The sequence below is a fragment of the Bacteroides sp. RTP21281st1_H5_RTP21281_210402 genome, assembly GCF_040918965.1.
Classification (GTDB): Bacteria; Bacteroidota; Bacteroidia; order Bacteroidales; family Bacteroidaceae; genus Bacteroides; species Bacteroides congonensis.
On sequence record NZ_JBCOWR010000008.1, the window covers coordinates 91,023 to 106,845 of the forward strand.

At 44.9% G+C, this 15,823-nt stretch carries 10 protein-coding genes; 5 read left to right on the forward strand and 5 right to left on the reverse strand.

Going from position 1 to position 15,823, the window contains the following annotated elements:
- Positions 1 to 2 precede the first annotated feature (2 nt).
- From AB5443_RS13340 to AB5443_RS13350, 3 genes are all read right to left on the reverse strand, one after another.
- Positions 3 to 1,421 carry an FAD-dependent oxidoreductase gene (locus AB5443_RS13340; protein ID WP_022139118.1) on the reverse strand — a complete coding sequence of 473 codons (1,419 nt, stop codon included), beginning with the start codon at positions 1,419 to 1,421 and terminating at the stop codon, positions 3 to 5.
- Positions 1,422 to 1,444: 23 nt separating this feature from the next.
- On the reverse strand, positions 1,445 to 3,166 hold the full coding sequence (locus AB5443_RS13345; RefSeq protein ID WP_277133029.1) for a GxGYxYP domain-containing protein: 1,722 nt from the start codon (positions 3,164 to 3,166) through the stop codon (positions 1,445 to 1,447).
- Positions 3,167 to 3,323: 157 nt separating this feature from the next.
- Positions 3,324 to 4,346 carry an alpha/beta hydrolase gene (locus AB5443_RS13350; RefSeq protein ID WP_277133028.1) on the reverse strand — a complete coding sequence of 341 codons (1,023 nt, stop codon included), beginning with the start codon at positions 4,344 to 4,346 and terminating at the stop codon, positions 3,324 to 3,326.
- Positions 4,347 to 4,574: 228 nt separating this feature from the next.
- On the opposite strand from AB5443_RS13350, the gene AB5443_RS13355 reads away from it, so the two are divergent.
- The 5 genes from AB5443_RS13355 to AB5443_RS13375 all read left to right on the forward strand — a co-directional run bounded on the left by AB5443_RS13355 (position 4,575) and on the right by AB5443_RS13375 (position 13,636).
- A complete protein-coding gene (locus tag AB5443_RS13355) occupies positions 4,575 to 7,145 on the forward strand; it encodes a kelch repeat-containing protein (protein ID WP_277133026.1) in 2,571 nt (856 codons plus the stop codon).
- Between the two features lie 146 nt (positions 7,146 to 7,291).
- Positions 7,292 to 8,080, forward strand: a complete 789-nt coding sequence (locus AB5443_RS13360) for a Cof-type HAD-IIB family hydrolase (protein WP_277133024.1) — start codon at positions 7,292 to 7,294, stop codon at positions 8,078 to 8,080.
- Between the two features lie 24 nt (positions 8,081 to 8,104).
- Entirely contained in the window at positions 8,105 to 10,102 is a 1,998-nt protein-coding gene (locus AB5443_RS13365) for a tetratricopeptide repeat protein (protein ID WP_195405863.1), read from the forward strand.
- A gap of 369 nt (positions 10,103 to 10,471) precedes the next feature.
- Positions 10,472 to 12,997, forward strand: coding sequence for an AsmA-like C-terminal region-containing protein (locus tag AB5443_RS13370; protein WP_277133022.1), 2,526 nt, complete (start codon positions 10,472 to 10,474; stop codon positions 12,995 to 12,997).
- Between the two features lie 24 nt (positions 12,998 to 13,021).
- Positions 13,022 to 13,636 (forward strand): L-threonylcarbamoyladenylate synthase, encoded by a 615-nt coding sequence (locus AB5443_RS13375; protein ID WP_044655952.1) that lies wholly within the window; start codon positions 13,022 to 13,024, stop codon positions 13,634 to 13,636.
- Between the two features lie 121 nt (positions 13,637 to 13,757).
- Here AB5443_RS13375 and nagB read toward each other — a convergent pair whose 3' ends face one another.
- Together nagB and AB5443_RS13385 are read right to left on the reverse strand one after the other, a co-directional pair.
- Positions 13,758 to 14,570 (reverse strand): glucosamine-6-phosphate deaminase, encoded by an 813-nt coding sequence (nagB, locus tag AB5443_RS13380; RefSeq protein WP_022139126.1) that lies wholly within the window; start codon positions 14,568 to 14,570, stop codon positions 13,758 to 13,760.
- Positions 14,571 to 14,621: 51 nt separating this feature from the next.
- Positions 14,622 to 15,818: an FprA family A-type flavoprotein gene (locus AB5443_RS13385; protein WP_277133017.1), complete on the reverse strand. Its 1,197-nt coding sequence runs from the start codon at positions 15,816 to 15,818 to the stop codon at positions 14,622 to 14,624.
- Between the last annotated feature and the right edge of the window lie 5 nt (positions 15,819 to 15,823).

The following is a 15,823-nucleotide window of genomic DNA, read 5'->3' on the forward strand; positions in this document are numbered from 1 at the left end:
GCTTATTTCTTTTTTAAACCATCGAAAAGCCCCATTGAGGCAAGTCGGTCTTGTAGTTGTTTGATATCTATGGAACGAAGTCCGGTTTGATTCAAGGCGGACATAGCTGCTGCCGTACCTGCTGCCATTCCGATGTTGGAACAGATAGGCTGCACTCTAAGAGAACTGTGAGCAATGCGTGTCGCACTGATAATACGTCCGGCAGTGAGCAACCCCTCGGTCTTGGTTGGCAGAATACTGCGATAGGGGATGCCATAAGGGCCGATATGTTTCATCTCTTCGGGAATTTTCATTCCCCACACATCGAACGAATAGTGTGCGTGGGCTATCACGTCATCATGCATCGTTCCGGCAATGAGATCGTTGGCTGTAAGCACGTACTCGCCTTTGATGCGGCGCACTTCGCGCACGCCCAGCTTCGGAGCCAGATGTACTGCGTATCCGGCTTCGTGCCAGATTTCGAGGTTTTCCTGCAGGCGTTCCAATGCTTCCTGCTGGGCTTGTGCCAGCAACAGAGGATCACGGGTATCCTTGCAATATACAGTCCGTCCCCAGTGCAGATAGATGCCGGCGTCTCTCCGGATCATATCCTCCTTATCGTCGGCTTTCACCCAACGATTCAGGTTATCTTCCACAGCACTGCTGCCTTTCAGTTTATCAATAGGTAGTATGGCATTGCGCTTGATTCTTTCACTAATCAGCATCCAGGTACAAGGCTGTACCTTACCATCGGCCACTTCGATGCCTACGGGCTCGTTGTAATCGCTCTTGGCTTCGCTGCCAAACATATATTCGCATCCTGCCATATCGGCAATCAGTCCGTTGCCGGTGGCATCTATGGTAACTGCCGCATCAATATCCTGATAATCGCCATTACGCATGATGCGCACTCCGGTCACCTGGTTTCTGTTGCCGGAGGTCTTGAGCTTTACTCCTACAACGGGTGCTGCGCACATCAGCGTGATGTTTTCTTCTTTTTCGAGAAGCTGATAAATCACTTCCGCATAAGAACCGGGCATCCACCAGTGATTCTTTCCGTCACTGCCTGTTTTTCCGAACGTCTCACAAGTACGCCCGCCAATGGTGTGTTTTGCATTCAATACCTGAATCATCTCCTGAAACACTCCCACCCTGGGACCACCGCATATAAAGGGAACATACATATCGACCGGGGCTCCTCCAGGCATATTATCCTCTTCCAGCAATATTACTTTAGCTCCCTGACGGGCTGCCGCAATGGCAGCAGGTACTCCACCGGGACCGGCTCCGACTACCACCACATCACATTTCAATGTTGGATACTTGGGCTTGGCCTTCTCTACCTTCTCATTGCCCATAGCGGCTACAAATGACGAAGGCAGGACACTCAATGCTGCAATAGCAGACACTTTAGTAATGAAATCTCGTCTGTTAATTTCCATATATGTGTATACTTTAATGTTTTTCAATTAGAATTTATGGCAGAATCTCTATTGACGTGTTTGATTCTTAACCGCCAAAGCAACTCATCTATCGGCACTACCTGTACCTTTTTGTCCAGCAACTGCTTACACCAGTACACGGGAGTCACTCCTCTCGGCGAACGGCTGTTCTGCGGCGCACTGACAATACTGTCTTTCGACTCTTTCTCAAAGCGCGACCAGGCATGAACAATGGTCCACGCTATCTCGCCCTCGGGAATTTTATTCGTCGCATCTTCATTAATTACTGCTGCAATCTGCGAGGGAGTACCGGACTTTTCTTTTTCCTGGTTAGCCCATATCTGTCCGCGTGCGGAAATCACCGGAATATCGTTCCCTTTCCGGTCTTTCACCCAAAACACTTTACCGTATCCGCCATTATAGGGAGAATACTGCACGGCAAGCATTCCGGCTATTCCCTCCAATTCTTCGGCAAAGACACGATATGCATCCAGGGCTTCTTTCGAATCTATCTTATGGCAAATGAAACCAAATGCTTTGATACCCATCTTTTGCATGTGTACATTCACGATACGGGCAAAACTCCGCAACAGTCCCTCTCTGTCGGCGCGCTTTGAAGCAAAAAGGTCGGGGTAATAGTATCCGCCACCATATTCGGCAAGCGATACGTTTCGTGGCTGACTGTTCATCAGTACATTAAGCACATCGGGAGCAGCCATTGACAGGTTGACCATACACGTGGTGAATGACATGGGAATCTTGCCATTATGTTCGTTGCTCCAAAAATCAGGATTATTGATAAAACTACCCAATGTCCACTGCATATTATCTCCGTCGCTCATCACAAAGGAATGATAAATTGCATCAGACTCCCAATTTATCCGGGCCGGATTAACAGTTTTAATCTTTTTTATTTTTTCATTGCCGGTGATGGAGAGCATGGGCAGATTCATGCACCAGTCGGAAGCTGTATTAATTAATCCCCAGTAGGAACAGGGGGCGATGTGCTGAAATTCCGGCCCGCTATTCCAGCCTATCACCGGTGACAAGGGGCGTACCCACTCCAGTATAGTATCCAGCAATTCGTCCACGCCGTAATAAACCATTCCCTTATGGGCAATGGCATAATCACGATTGTTGGCTATCGACGGATTGGTCAGGACAATGAAGTTATTGTTCATCCGGGATTTGTGTTCGTCAAACCAAGCCTGGGTCAGATTCTCCTTGCTGGCGTCATACAATTTCTGCAAGCCAGACGCTTTTGCCTGTTCTTCCAGCGTTATATCTACCAGAATTCCTTTCAGGATGCCGGCCTGTGCGGTTGCCAGACTGATGGAGTTGTCTTTCCGATTATAATCATATAGGATGTAACCTTTTATATAGCCTTGCTTTTGAAAGCGTTTCACGACTTCCCAGGTATTCAGGGCACCCCGTTCCTTTACTTTGAGGCGTTTCAGCCAGGCTTTATAATACAGCTGATAATCCGGTGTACGATTCTCAACCCAAAGTCCCTCGTTGCCGATACCCTCGTTTACAGCTTGGGCAGCAAGTCCGCATAAGGATTGGGCAACATTCATCTCACGGATATCACCGGGTCGGGACAGTGTACATTTCAAGATGTAACCGGGCCTTTTCTGAACAGGCCACCAGTTATCCGGTGAAGAGGAAGCCACTACCGGTGAGATGGTTCCTCCCAGCAGCATTCCTATTAAGAAGAGTGTTTTAATTAGATTTTTCTTTTTCATCGTGGCATTAGTTTATATAGACAAAGATATCCGGGAGCCTATAATATATGGGTTAATTTATAGGTTACCTCCCACTTTTATTTTATTAATCCTACCCGAAAAGGGCTTTTTTCGTGCAAATGTGTTCATCTGCCAACGAACGGTATCGAAGTTCCGTTCATAGATGAATTTGCAGGAAATGTTCCACTTCATCCATCAGTTTAGGAAACATATCTGTAATTCCGGGATGATTGAATGCATGGGAATAATAAGGATAAAGGTGAAGTTCGACTTCAAGGCCCTGTTTAGCAAGCCAGGAAGCAAAGTTAGTACTTTGCACATATCCCACAAGAAAATCGCCTAACCCATGTCCGAGAAAAACAGCCGGGCTTGAAACCGGAATCATGGACGCGGGTGATATTTCACGTTTGAACTCGGCGGTGTTGGGTGCGAAATAGGGTTTATCGTCACCACCAAACATATTGTAATCGTATACGCCGGCAAAACCGACCAACACATTAGTCCCAGGATCGCGCAATGCGGATACGGCCGACAGGTGCGCGCCCGAACTGCCTCCCACATATCCGTAGCGGGTAGTATCTATCCGACACTCGGCGGCACGCCGAAAGACATATTGTCGGGCGTAGTTGATATCATCAAAAGCGCGTGCGATGGTGGCACCCGGATGAGTGGACAACGAATGTCCCACCCGCACTCCTGCTATCCCAAGAGAAGCCAGATATTTAGAAATGACTTCCACCCGTTCGGGCGTGCCGGAAGTCCATCCGCCACCGAAGATATGAAAAAGTACCGGGAAGTCGGAACCTGAAGCAGGGAGGTCGATATACATTTCCAGATCGTATCCCTCGTGTGAACGGTAGACGAAATGTTTAGTCCGTACCTTTTGCTCGTCAATCTCGAACTTATGGTCGTAAATTGTCTTGCTCCAAGGCACAAAGGCATCTGCGGGAAATTGACCGGAATACAGTTTGGCCAATTGTTTCCGGGGATAGACATCTATCTGGCCTCCTACCTGATAGAGGCGATTGCCATAGCGGTTGTAGCCAATGTGTTTCCCTACCGGTTTTTCCTGCGCCCGGAGCGGGGGCCATACAGCCAACGACAGGACACATGCCAAAAGCAGCATGAACGGACGGCAAAGGGAATGGCGGAAAGCAATGTCAGAAGAAATAGGCATCATGTTCTAATTAGTATTATATAGGTTCATCAATTCGATGACACAAAAATAGGTTCAAAGCAAAAAAAAGGGGGTTAATTTTCGGATTAGTGCGCTTTTTATTTCATTAATCACTCCATAAAAAGGTAGATGTCAGGCAATCACCCAAGAGAATTAAACTGAATTATTAGGAATACATGAGGGAAATTTCTAACTTTGCATTGAAACGCATTTCTAAAACGTCGTTTGATTATGCAGAGAACATACCAGTTTTTTATATTCATTGCCATATTTGCTCTTTCTTTTCAACCGCTAAAAGGGGCAGGACTGCTCTTTTCAAGAGAGACTCCCCAGACTTATTTAGACTTATTCAGTGGGAACGATATTTCATTCACCAATTCTGTAACGATCTCTTTCGATTTATCCATTCATAGCCATGAGAGTTTCGGACAGATATGGGTGTATGAGGATAAGGCCGCACCATATAGTTTTGCTTATATCGGTCGCGATAAAAGCAGTTCATCGTTCGTCATCAACAGCCTTACGGATAAAAAGCAATTTCTCGAAATCCCCGTCTCGCCTCAAGCTATCGGTGCACGCAAATGGCTGCATGTAGAAACGCGGCTGGACTTTCAGCACCAGAAAGCGGAAGTGACTATCGACGGGCAGAAATATTCGCTCGATGGTATTACTATTCCGAATCCGTCTAAGGCGAATATTATCTTCGGTGCCAATATCAAGGCGATTCCGGAAGTGCCTGTCATGGTGATTAAAAATATTATGGTGCGGGATGAGGCTTCTCATTCTTTCTTGTTCCCACTCACGGAGTCGGATGGAAAGCTGGTGCATGAGGCAGGTAACAAGTTGCACGGAACAGTGGTCAATCCCACGTGGCAGATTAACAAACAGTTCTTCTGGCAGGAAATAGGTACGTTCACCAGTTCGGCGGCTGCCGGAATAGCGTTTGACGAACCGGGCCGGCAGATATTAGTTGTAGGTGATAATAATATAAGTAAGTTCGACATCAACACGCTGAAACTGACCGAATACCTCAAAGAAACGGTGGGCACGCAAACGGGATATTCGGGCGAGGCTATTTATAACCCGGATAAGCAGGAGACTTATTTCTATAACTTAGCGGATATTGGCGGACAAACCGGTCCTTTCTTCTCCACTATTTCGGATAAGGATCTGCCCACCCGTATCGTTTCTCCTCAATTCTCCAATCCGTTGCACCATCATGCTTACTTTTTCGATCAGGCAAGTCAATCGCTCTATATTTTCGGCGGGTATGGCAACTATCAGTATTCAAACCTGACTTATCAGTATGACTTCGACCATGGAGCATGGAAAGAGATACAATTTACGGGCGATGTCATTTATCCCCGTATGCACACCGTAGCAGGTAAAGGTCCTGTAAAGGGAAGTTTTTTTGTATTCGGAGGAGTGGGCAACGAGACGGGCAAACAGGAGCTTGGCAAGGATTTCTTCTGTGACCTGTATCTGTTTGATACTTCCAAGCATATCGTCAAAAAGTTGTGGAGCAGAGCGTTTCCCGACAATTACTTTATTCCGACCCGCGGACTTGTGTTCGACAGTAAAAAGGGGTGTATCTATCTTTTGTGCATAGACCGGAAAACAACGAATGCCTCTTTGCACCGGTTTGACGTGAAGACAGGGGAACATGCCATTGTCTCCAACGAGATCGTTTTTCAAACGAACTGTATTCTGTCAACGGCATACCTGTTTAATAATCCGAAAGACAATGAATTATATGCCATCATCCGGTATAGCGAAGATAATAATCCAAAAGCGAAGATTAGTGTCTATAAGTTGAACGCTCCTCCTATTACTTATCAGGAGCTTAAAAAATGGAATGCAGACGATGATAATGGTCCAAGCCGGGCTTACCTTTATTGCATTATCGGAGGAATTGCCTTCTTTCTGATTCTTAGTGTGGGCTACTATTATATAAAAAGAAGAAATAAAAAAGAGGTAGTGACACAGAGCATTCCTGAAGATGAGGCATCTGCCGATAAGGTAAGTGCTAGCAATATTCCCCAATTACCAATAGATGCACCGGTCAGTACTCCAATAAAAATCAATGCCATCTATTTGTTTGGAGATTTCCAAGTGTTCGATGCCAAGGGTAATGAGATTGCTTACCGCTTTGGACCTAAAATTAAGCAAATGTTTGTTCTGGTACTGCTTCATTCGTACGACGGTCAGGAGGGTATTAGTACTAACAAGCTGTCCGCTCAACTCTGGCCGGAAAAAACGACAACCTCCGCCAAAAATATACGTAACGTCACAATTAATCATCTACGAAATATCCTAACTGACTTGGAAGGAGTGGAACTTGTTTTCTCAAACGACAAATGGAAGATAGTGTATGGAGATAATTTTTATTGTGATTATCTCAAAGCCTTGAGTATAGCAAAAACGCTGCAGCAGGTTGCTTCACCTCAAGAAAAAGAAGTGAAACAGCTTACCGGCTTGCTACAAAGAGGTACTTTATTGCCAGCTTTTGTACACTACGAGTGGTTTGGTTATATCAAGATAAATCATGATGAGCTTTTTATCCGTATCATAGAGAAACTGCTTCCTATCGTAGAAACGAATAATGAACCCAGAAAGGTGATTGTACTGGCTGATATACTTTTCTCATTCGACGGAATGAGCGAAACCGCACTGATGTTCAAAATAAAGGCACTTAAAAAACTTGGACAGAAAGTATATGCACAAAGCGTTTATGAGCGCTTCCAAAAAGAATATCAGCAACTTTATGGGGAGAAATACAAGGAAAATCCGTTTGAAGAATAATATTAGTTCTATCATTCAGGCGACCGTAGGAGAAAAGAAGAATTACCTCTTCTGTATGTGTAAGACTAAAAAAGCATAAGAGAAGTATCCTAATTGCTATTTACATAGAAAAATAGTACTTTTGTATTCAATTCAAAAAGGAATTTATGACGAAAGCATTATTTTTTGATATAGACGGAACGCTGGTCAGTTTTGAGACTCACCGCATCCCGACTTCTACTATTGAGGCATTGGAAGCCGCCCACGCAAAAGGGCATAAAATATTCATCGCTACCGGACGCCCGAAAGCCATCATCAACAATCTGTCCGAACTACAAGACCGGAATCTCATAGATGGATACATTACCATGAACGGGGCTTATTGTTTTGTCGGAGAGCAAGTTATTTATAAAAGTGCCATCCCTCAAAAAGAAGTAAAAGCAATGGGTGCTTTCTGCGAGAAGAAGGGGGTACCTTGCATCTTTGTAGAGGAACATAATATATCCGTCTGCCAGCCTGACGAGATGGTGAAAAAGATATTCTATGATTTTCTGCACGTGAATGTAATCCCGACTGTTTCTTTTGAAGAAGCGACAAGCAGGGAGATTATACAAATGACACCTTTTATCACAGAGGAAGAAGAAAAGGAAATCCGCCCGTTTATCCCGACTTGTGAGATAGGGCGCTGGTATCCGTCTTTTGCCGACGTCACTGCCAAAGGGGATACCAAGCAAAAGGGGATTGATGAAATCATCCGTTACTTTGATATTAAGTTGGAAGATACGATGTCATTCGGAGATGGTGGAAACGACATCAGTATGCTTCGCCATGCCGCTATCGGAGTAGCTATGGGACAGGCAAAGGATGACGTAAAGGCCGCCGCCGATTACGTGACGGCTCCCATTGACGAGGATGGAATCAGCAAAGCGATGAAACATTTCGGAATCATTGAATAAAAAGGATTTACTATACTTACAAGAATGAGCGTAGACACTAACAACGCTGAGTTTCAGGATGCCCTGAACTTGATTCAATATACACGCCAGTCGGTCTTTCTAACCGGAAAGGCAGGGACAGGGAAATCTACATTCCTGCGTTACGTCTGCGAGAATACGAAAAAGAAACATGTCGTACTTGCTCCGACGGGTATTGCCGCCATCAATGCCGGGGGAAGCACGATGCATAGTTTCTTTAAACTTCCTTTCTATCCGCTATTGCCTGACGACCCAAACCTCAGCCTGCAACGGGGACGCATCCACGAGTTTTTCAAATATACCAAACCGCACCGGAAGTTACTGGAACAGATAGAACTGGTGATTATTGACGAGATTTCAATGGTGCGGGCGGATATTATTGATGCCATCGACCGTATCCTGCGCGTATATTCCCATAACTTACGTGAGCCTTTCGGTGGAAAACAGTTGTTATTGGTAGGCGATGTCTTCCAGTTGGAACCTGTCGTAAAGAACGATGAGCGGGAAATATTGAACCGGTTCTACCCTACTCCCTACTTTTTCTCTGCACGGGTATTCGGTCAGATAGATTTGGTGTCTATCGAGCTTCAAAAAGTTTACCGGCAGACTGACCCTGTTTTTGTCAGTGTCCTTGACCACATTCGTACTAATACTGCCGGAGCTGCGGATTTGCAACTGTTGAATACCCGTTACGGAAGCCAGATTGAAGAAGCGGAAGCGGATATGTATATCACGCTTGCTACCCGAAGGGATACGGTAGATTCGATTAATGAAAAAAAACTGGCCGAACTTCCGGGAGAACCGATTACTTTTGAAGGAGTTATCGAAGGAGACTTTCCCGAAAGCAGTTTGCCTACCTCACAAGAGCTTGTACTAAAGCCCGGCGCACAGATTATCTTTATCAAGAATGATTTCGACCGCCGATGGGTAAACGGTACTATTGGCGTTATTGCCGGCATTGATGAGGAAGAGGAAACGATATACGTTATCACTGACGACGGAAAAGAATGTGACGTGAAACGGGATTCATGGCGCAATATCCGCTATCGCTACAACGAAAAGACGAAAGAGATTGAGGAAGAAGTACTGGGTAGCTTCACCCAATATCCTATCCGGTTGGCATGGGCTATTACTGTTCACAAGAGCCAGGGACTGACTTTCAGCCGAGTAGTCATTGACTTCACAGGCGGAGTATTCGCCGGTGGACAAGCGTATGTCGCACTCAGCCGTTGTACATCACTGGATGGTATCCAACTCAAGAAACCGATTAACAGGGCAGATGTTTTCGTCCGTCCCGAGATTGTGAACTTTGCGGGACGTTTCAATAACCGACAAGCCATTGACAAGGCATTGAAACAAGCACAGGCAGATGTACAATATGCCGCAGCCGCACGTGCTTTCGACAAAGGGGATATGGAAGAGTGTCTGGAACAATTTTTCCGTGCCATTCATTCCCGCTATGATATAGAAAAGCCTGTCCCGCGCCGCTTCATCCGCCGGAAACTCGGTGTCATCAACACCTTGAAAGAACAGAATAAAAAGCTCAAGGAACAGATGAAGGAACAGCAGGAACGTCTGCGCCAATACGCACATGAGTATCTGTTAATGGGCAATGAGTGTATCACTCAGGCACATGACGCACGTGCCGCCCTTGCCAACTATGACAAGGCGCTCAGTCTCGACCCGAACTACGTGGATGCCTGGATACGAAAAGGTATCACGCTCTTTAACAACAAAGAGTATTTTGATGCGGAGAACTGCTTCAATACGGCTGTAAATCTTCATCCGGCAAACTTCAAAGCTGTTTATAACCGGGGAAAACTTCGACTAAAAACAGAAGATACGGAAGGGGCCATTGCCGACCTGGATAAAGCGACAAGCTTGAAACCGGAGCATGCCGGTGCACATGAACTATTTGGTGACGCTTTGCTGAAAGCAGGAAAGGAAGTGGAAGCTGCGTTACAATGGAGAATCGCAGAGGAACTGAAGAAAAAGAGAAAGTAATAAATCTATATAAAAGAAAAAGACGGAAACCGACCGTTTTCGTCCTCACCGACCAACACATCGTTCTTCACCGAGGAAAGCCCCGTTCCCCACCGAGGAAAAGGTTGTTGCTCACCGAGGAACGAATCCCCCACTTACAACGCCTTGGAGAGCCATTGTCTACTTTGGAGAGCTACACGCAAATATATTTACAGATTAAGTTATCATCCCCTACTCTCCATCCTCAACCGTCCCTAACACAATCCCGTACTTTGGATTCTGCTAATTTAAAAATAAGAATCCCTAAAAAAAACACTTTTATCCCTTATTATCAAAAAATTTTATTAGTTTTGCTCCTTGCATATTATCAGACTCTTAAAATAGAAGCAAATGAAAAAAGGTTTGAAAATCGCAGCTATCACCGTAGGAGTAATTATCATTCTGATGCTCCTTCTTCCTTTCGCCTTCCAAGGTAAGATAGCCGATATCGTAAAGACAGAAGGCAACAAGATGCTCAACGCTCAATTTGACTTTAAGAAACTCAACATTAGCCTGTTCCGTAACTTCCCGCAGGCTTCTGTCACTCTCGAAGATTTCTGGCTGAAAGGTACAGGAGAATTCGCTAACGATACCCTTGTACAAGCCGGAGAAGTTACTGCCGCCATTAATCTATTCTCACTTTTCGGAGATAGCGGTTATGATATTTCTAAAATCTTCATTGAAGACACCAAGTTGCATGCCATTGTATTGCCGGACGGGCAAGTCAATTGGGATATTATGAAACCGGATACGACCGCAACCGACGAAACACCAGCCGTTGAGGAAGAAGAATCTTCTCCTTTCAAAGTGAAACTACAACGTTTCGTCATCAAAAACATGAATTTGGTCTATGATGACCAACAAGGAAAAATGTATGCTGACATCCGCGACTTCAACGCTATCTGCGCAGGAGACTTGGGAAGTGAACGTACTACCCTGAAGCTGGAAGCGGAAACCAAATCCTTGACTTACAAGATGAATGGGATTCCTTTCCTGGCAAATGCCAATATCTCCGCAAAAATGGATGTAGATGCCGATCTTGCCAACAATAAATATACATTAAAGGATAATACGATTCGTCTTAATGCCATTCAGGCCGGTATCGACGGTTGGGTAGCTTTGAAAGACCCGGCTATTGACATGGATTTGAAACTCAACACGAACGATATTGGTTTCAAAGAAATTCTTTCGTTAATTCCTGCCATCTACGCTACGGAGTTTTCCAGTCTGAAAACCGACGGAACAGCTACCCTTACGGCAACGGCCAAAGGTGTTCTGCAAGGAGATACGGTACCTGCATTCAATATTGATATGCAAGTCAAGAATGCTATGTTCCGCTATCCGGCTTTACCGGCAGGAGTAGACCAAATCAATATCAGTGCCAACGTTCAGAATCCGGGTGGTAATATCGACCTGACCACCATTGACATTAATCCGTTCAGCTTCCGCCTGGCAGGAAATCCGTTCAGTCTGACCGCTAACGTGAAAACACCCGTCAGTGACCCTGACTTCAAGGCTGAAGCCAAAGGTGTTCTTAACCTGGGAATGATTAAGCAGGTATATCCGCTTGGAGATATGGAATTAAACGGAACAATTGACGCCGATATGCAAATGTCAGGACGTCTTTCCTATATCGAGCAGGAACAGTACGAACGTATGCAGGCTTCCGGTACTATCGGTCTGACGGGTATGAAGCTTAAAATGAAGGATATACCGGATGTAGAGATTAAGAAATCGCTTTTCACTTTCACTCCTAAGTATCTTCAGTTGAGTGAAACGACTGTCAATATCGGAAAGAATGATATTACTGCCGACAGCCGATTTGAGAACTACATCGGTTATGTCCTGAAAGGTACTACTCTGAAAGGTACACTGAATATTCGTTCCAACTATTTCAATCTGAATGATTTCATGACTGCTTCTACGGATGAAGCCGCTACATCGGATGCGGCAGCTACAGATTCCGTAGCCACAGCCACCGGAGTTGTTGAAGTGCCGCGTAACATTGACTTCCAAATGGATGCTAACCTGAAGCAGGTATTATTCGACAAGATGTCTTTCAACAATATGAATGGCAAACTCGTTGTAAAAGACGGTAAAGTAGACATGAAGAATTTATCCATGAGTACCATGGGCGGAAATGTGGTAATGAACGGATATTATTCTACCGCCAACGCAAAGAAGCCGGAACTGAAAGCCGGATTCAAACTGACGAACATTGGTTTTGCGCAAGCCTACAAGGAATTGGATATGGTACAGAAGATGGCTCCTATCTTTGAAAACCTGAAAGGTAATTTCTCCGGTAGCATTAATGTGTTGACGGATTTGGATGCAGCCATGAGTCCTGTATTGGATACGATGCAGGGGGACGGTAGCCTTTCTACCCGTGACCTTAGTTTAAGCGGAGTAAAAGCTATCAACCAGATCGCGGATGCTGTGAAGCAACCGAGCCTGAAAGATATGAAAGTGAAAGATATGACTTTGGATTTCACTATCAAGGACGGGCGGGTAGAAACGAAACCTTTCGATATCAAGATGGGTGACTATAACCTGAATCTTTCCGGTAGCACAGGGCTCGACCAAACCATTGATTACACAGGAAAGATTAAGTTACCTGCATCCGTGGGGAATATCTCCAAGTTAATGACTCTCGACCTGAAAATCGGTGGTTCATTTACTTCTCCGAAAGTCAGTGTCGATACGAAGAGTATGGCAAACCAGGCTGTTGAAGCCGTAGCCGACGAAGCTATCAGCAAACTCGGCCAGAAGCTTGGATTAGACTCTGCCGCTACTGCCAATAAGGATTCCATCAAACAAAAAGTAACGGAGAAGGCTGCTGAAAAAGCACTGGATTTCTTAAAGAAGAAACTTAAATAAAGAATAAGGGAAGGAGAAGAGGTTATGCTTTTGAAGCTATATGATAAAAATAATAACCCGCAGGATTTACAACGTGTCATTGATATCCTGAATGACGGCGGACTTATCATCTATCCCACCGATACGATGTACGCCATCGGCTGCCACGGCCTGAAAGAGCGTGCAATAGAACGGATATGCCGAATCAAAGAGATAGACCCGCGGAAGAACAACCTGTCCATCATCTGTTATGACTTGAGCAGTATCAGTGAATATGCCAAAGTAGACAATAGTGTATTCAAGCTTATGAAGCATAACCTTCCGGGAGCATTCACCTTTATTCTGAACGGCACGAACCGGTTACCAAAAATTTTCCGCAACCGGAAAGAAGTGGGTATCCGTATGCCGGACAATAACATTATCCGTGAGATTGCCCGACTACTCGATGCTCCTATTATGACTACCACCCTGCCTTATGAAGAACATGAGGATTTGGAGTACATGACCGACCCTGAACTTATAGACGAAAAGTTCGGCGACATAGTGGACTTGGTCATTGACGGTGGTATCGGAGGAATAGAACCTTCTACCGTAGTAAAATGCACAGAAGACGAACCAGAAATCGTCCGTCAGGGGAAAGGCTGGTTGGAAGAGAACTAATCTCATCTCCGCCGGAAATTCTATCATACAAAAGGGATATTCAGTAAATGTCCCACAAAAAATGGGCTGCAATCAATTTATCACTGATGCAGCCCATTCTTTATAGCGTTTATCTTATCCCTTACTTAATCAAAGATTCAGGGTCAAGGTGAGCGGATTCAATATCCTTGAAGTAGCGATACGTACCGACTTTCAATTCGGCAGTAGCCGCATCGTCACAAACAATGATACCCTTTTCATGCATCTGCAAAGCACTGATAGTCCACATCTGCGTGATAGAACCTTCTACTGCGTGATACAAAGCGCGCGCCTTGTTATGACCGTTAACGATAATCATCACTTCCTTTGCAGAAAGTACCGTACCCACTCCCACTGTCAATGAAGTCTTGGGAACTTTGTTGATGTCATTGTCAAAGAAACGGGAATTGGCAATGATAGTATCCATTGTCAATGTTTTCTGACGAGTGCGTGAAGTCAGGGAAGAACCCGGTTCGTTGAATGCAATATGTCCGTCAGGGCCGATACCACCCATAAACAAGTCGATACCGCCATAAGACTTAATCTTTTCTTCATAACGTGCACATTCTGCGTCCAGGTCAGGAGCATTACCATTCAGGATATTGGTGTTCTCCCGTTTGATGTCGATATGACCGAAGAAGTTGTTCCACATAAAAGAATAGTAGCTTTCAGGATGTTCTTTCGGCAATCCTACATATTCATCCATGTTGAATGTCACTACATTTTGGAAGGAAACGATTCCTTTCTTATTCAGATCAATCAACGCTTTGTACATACCCAAAGGAGAAGAACCGGTAGGGCAACCCAATACAAATGGTTTTTCAGGAGTCGGATTGGCAGCCTTTATTTTTGCAGCAACATAATGTGCAGCCCACTGAGATACGGACTGGTAGTCCGGTTGAATAATTAATCTCATAAGTCGATTGTTTTATAGGTTAGTAATAAATATATTATCTCATTCACTGTATTAACGGTCTTTCTTCAAGCGTTCCGCCATGGCACGCGCCAAGTTTTCGCATTGGGTATAGGTGATATCTTTCATCGCCTGCTTCATCTCTACCGGATCGCCTATCAGCTCAAATTTGCTCTTTTCCGCAAATTCCGCCAGACGCTTCACAGCAGCACCTGCCCATGTGAAAGAACCGAAATAGCCCAAATAACGACCTTTCACCTCACGCAACAGAATCTTAGAAAGCAGCGCTTCTATTTCAGGGAATATCTGATTGCTGTAAGTGGGAGAACCGATGATAAGTCCCTTATAACGGAAAATATCCGCTATGATATAAGAAGGATGACTCTTCGTCACATTATGCATAACGATGTTCCTGACACCTTGTGCGGAAAGCTCCGCAGCAATAGCCTCAGCCATCTGCTCCGTATTTCCATACATACTTCCGTAGGCGATAACCACACCTTCATCCGCATCATAACGGCTCAAACGGTCATAGATACCAATCACTTTGGCAATATTCTCCGTCCATACCGGCCCGTGAGTAGAACAAATAGCGGAAATAGGAAGTCCGCCAAGTTTCTGCAAAGCCTTTTGTACAGGGCTTCCATATTTGCCGACGATATTTGAATAGTAGCGAACCATTTCTCCCCAGTACTTATCTACATTCATGCGGGTATCCAGGAAACCGCCGTCCAGCGTACCGAAACATCCGAATCCGTCACCGGAAAAAAGAATCCCATCCGTTTCGTCAAAGGTCATCATCGTTTCCGGCCAATGTACCATCGGAGTCATATAAAAACGCAGTTTGTGACGTCCCAAGGCAAGGAAATCCCCGTCTTTCACCAGATACTGTTCACCGGTCACGCCATAAAAGCCTTCAATCATGCCGAATGTCTGCTTGTTGCCTACAATGATAATATCCGGATAATGCTGCTTAATCAATCGGATAGAACCAGAGTGGTCAGGCTCCATATGATTTATAATCAAATAATTAATGGGACGCTCTCCAATCACTTGCTTGATCTTGCGCAAGTAGACTTCAAAATAACAGATATCCACCGTATCCACCAATGCCACCATTTCATCATCAATCAGATAAGAGTTATATGAAACTCCATAGGGTAATGGCCACATCGCCTCAAATCTATGCTTGTTACGGTCATTTACTCCCACATAGTGGACATTTCCTTTAATTTTTGTTTTATGTTCCATTTTTT

Excerpts from the sequence above, each read along its gene's own strand:
- AB5443_RS13340 (WP_022139118.1), bottom strand. The coding sequence starts at position 1,421 with ATGGAAATTAACAGACGAGATTTCATTACTAAAGTGTCTGCTATTGCA.
- AB5443_RS13345 (WP_277133029.1), bottom strand. The coding sequence starts at position 3,166 with ATGAAAAAGAAAAATCTAATTAAAACACTCTTCTTAATAGGAATGCTG.
- AB5443_RS13350 (WP_277133028.1), bottom strand. The coding sequence starts at position 4,346 with ATGATGCCTATTTCTTCTGACATTGCTTTCCGCCATTCCCTTTGCCGT.
- AB5443_RS13355 (WP_277133026.1), top strand. The coding sequence starts at position 4,575 with ATGCAGAGAACATACCAGTTTTTTATATTCATTGCCATATTTGCTCTT.
- AB5443_RS13360 (WP_277133024.1), top strand. The coding sequence starts at position 7,292 with ATGACGAAAGCATTATTTTTTGATATAGACGGAACGCTGGTCAGTTTT.
- AB5443_RS13365 (WP_195405863.1), top strand. The coding sequence starts at position 8,105 with ATGAGCGTAGACACTAACAACGCTGAGTTTCAGGATGCCCTGAACTTG.
- AB5443_RS13370 (WP_277133022.1), top strand. The coding sequence starts at position 10,472 with ATGAAAAAAGGTTTGAAAATCGCAGCTATCACCGTAGGAGTAATTATC.
- AB5443_RS13375 (WP_044655952.1), top strand. The coding sequence starts at position 13,022 with ATGCTTTTGAAGCTATATGATAAAAATAATAACCCGCAGGATTTACAA.
- nagB (WP_022139126.1), bottom strand. The coding sequence starts at position 14,570 with ATGAGATTAATTATTCAACCGGACTACCAGTCCGTATCTCAGTGGGCT.
- AB5443_RS13385 (WP_277133017.1), bottom strand. The coding sequence starts at position 15,818 with ATGGAACATAAAACAAAAATTAAAGGAAATGTCCACTATGTGGGAGTA.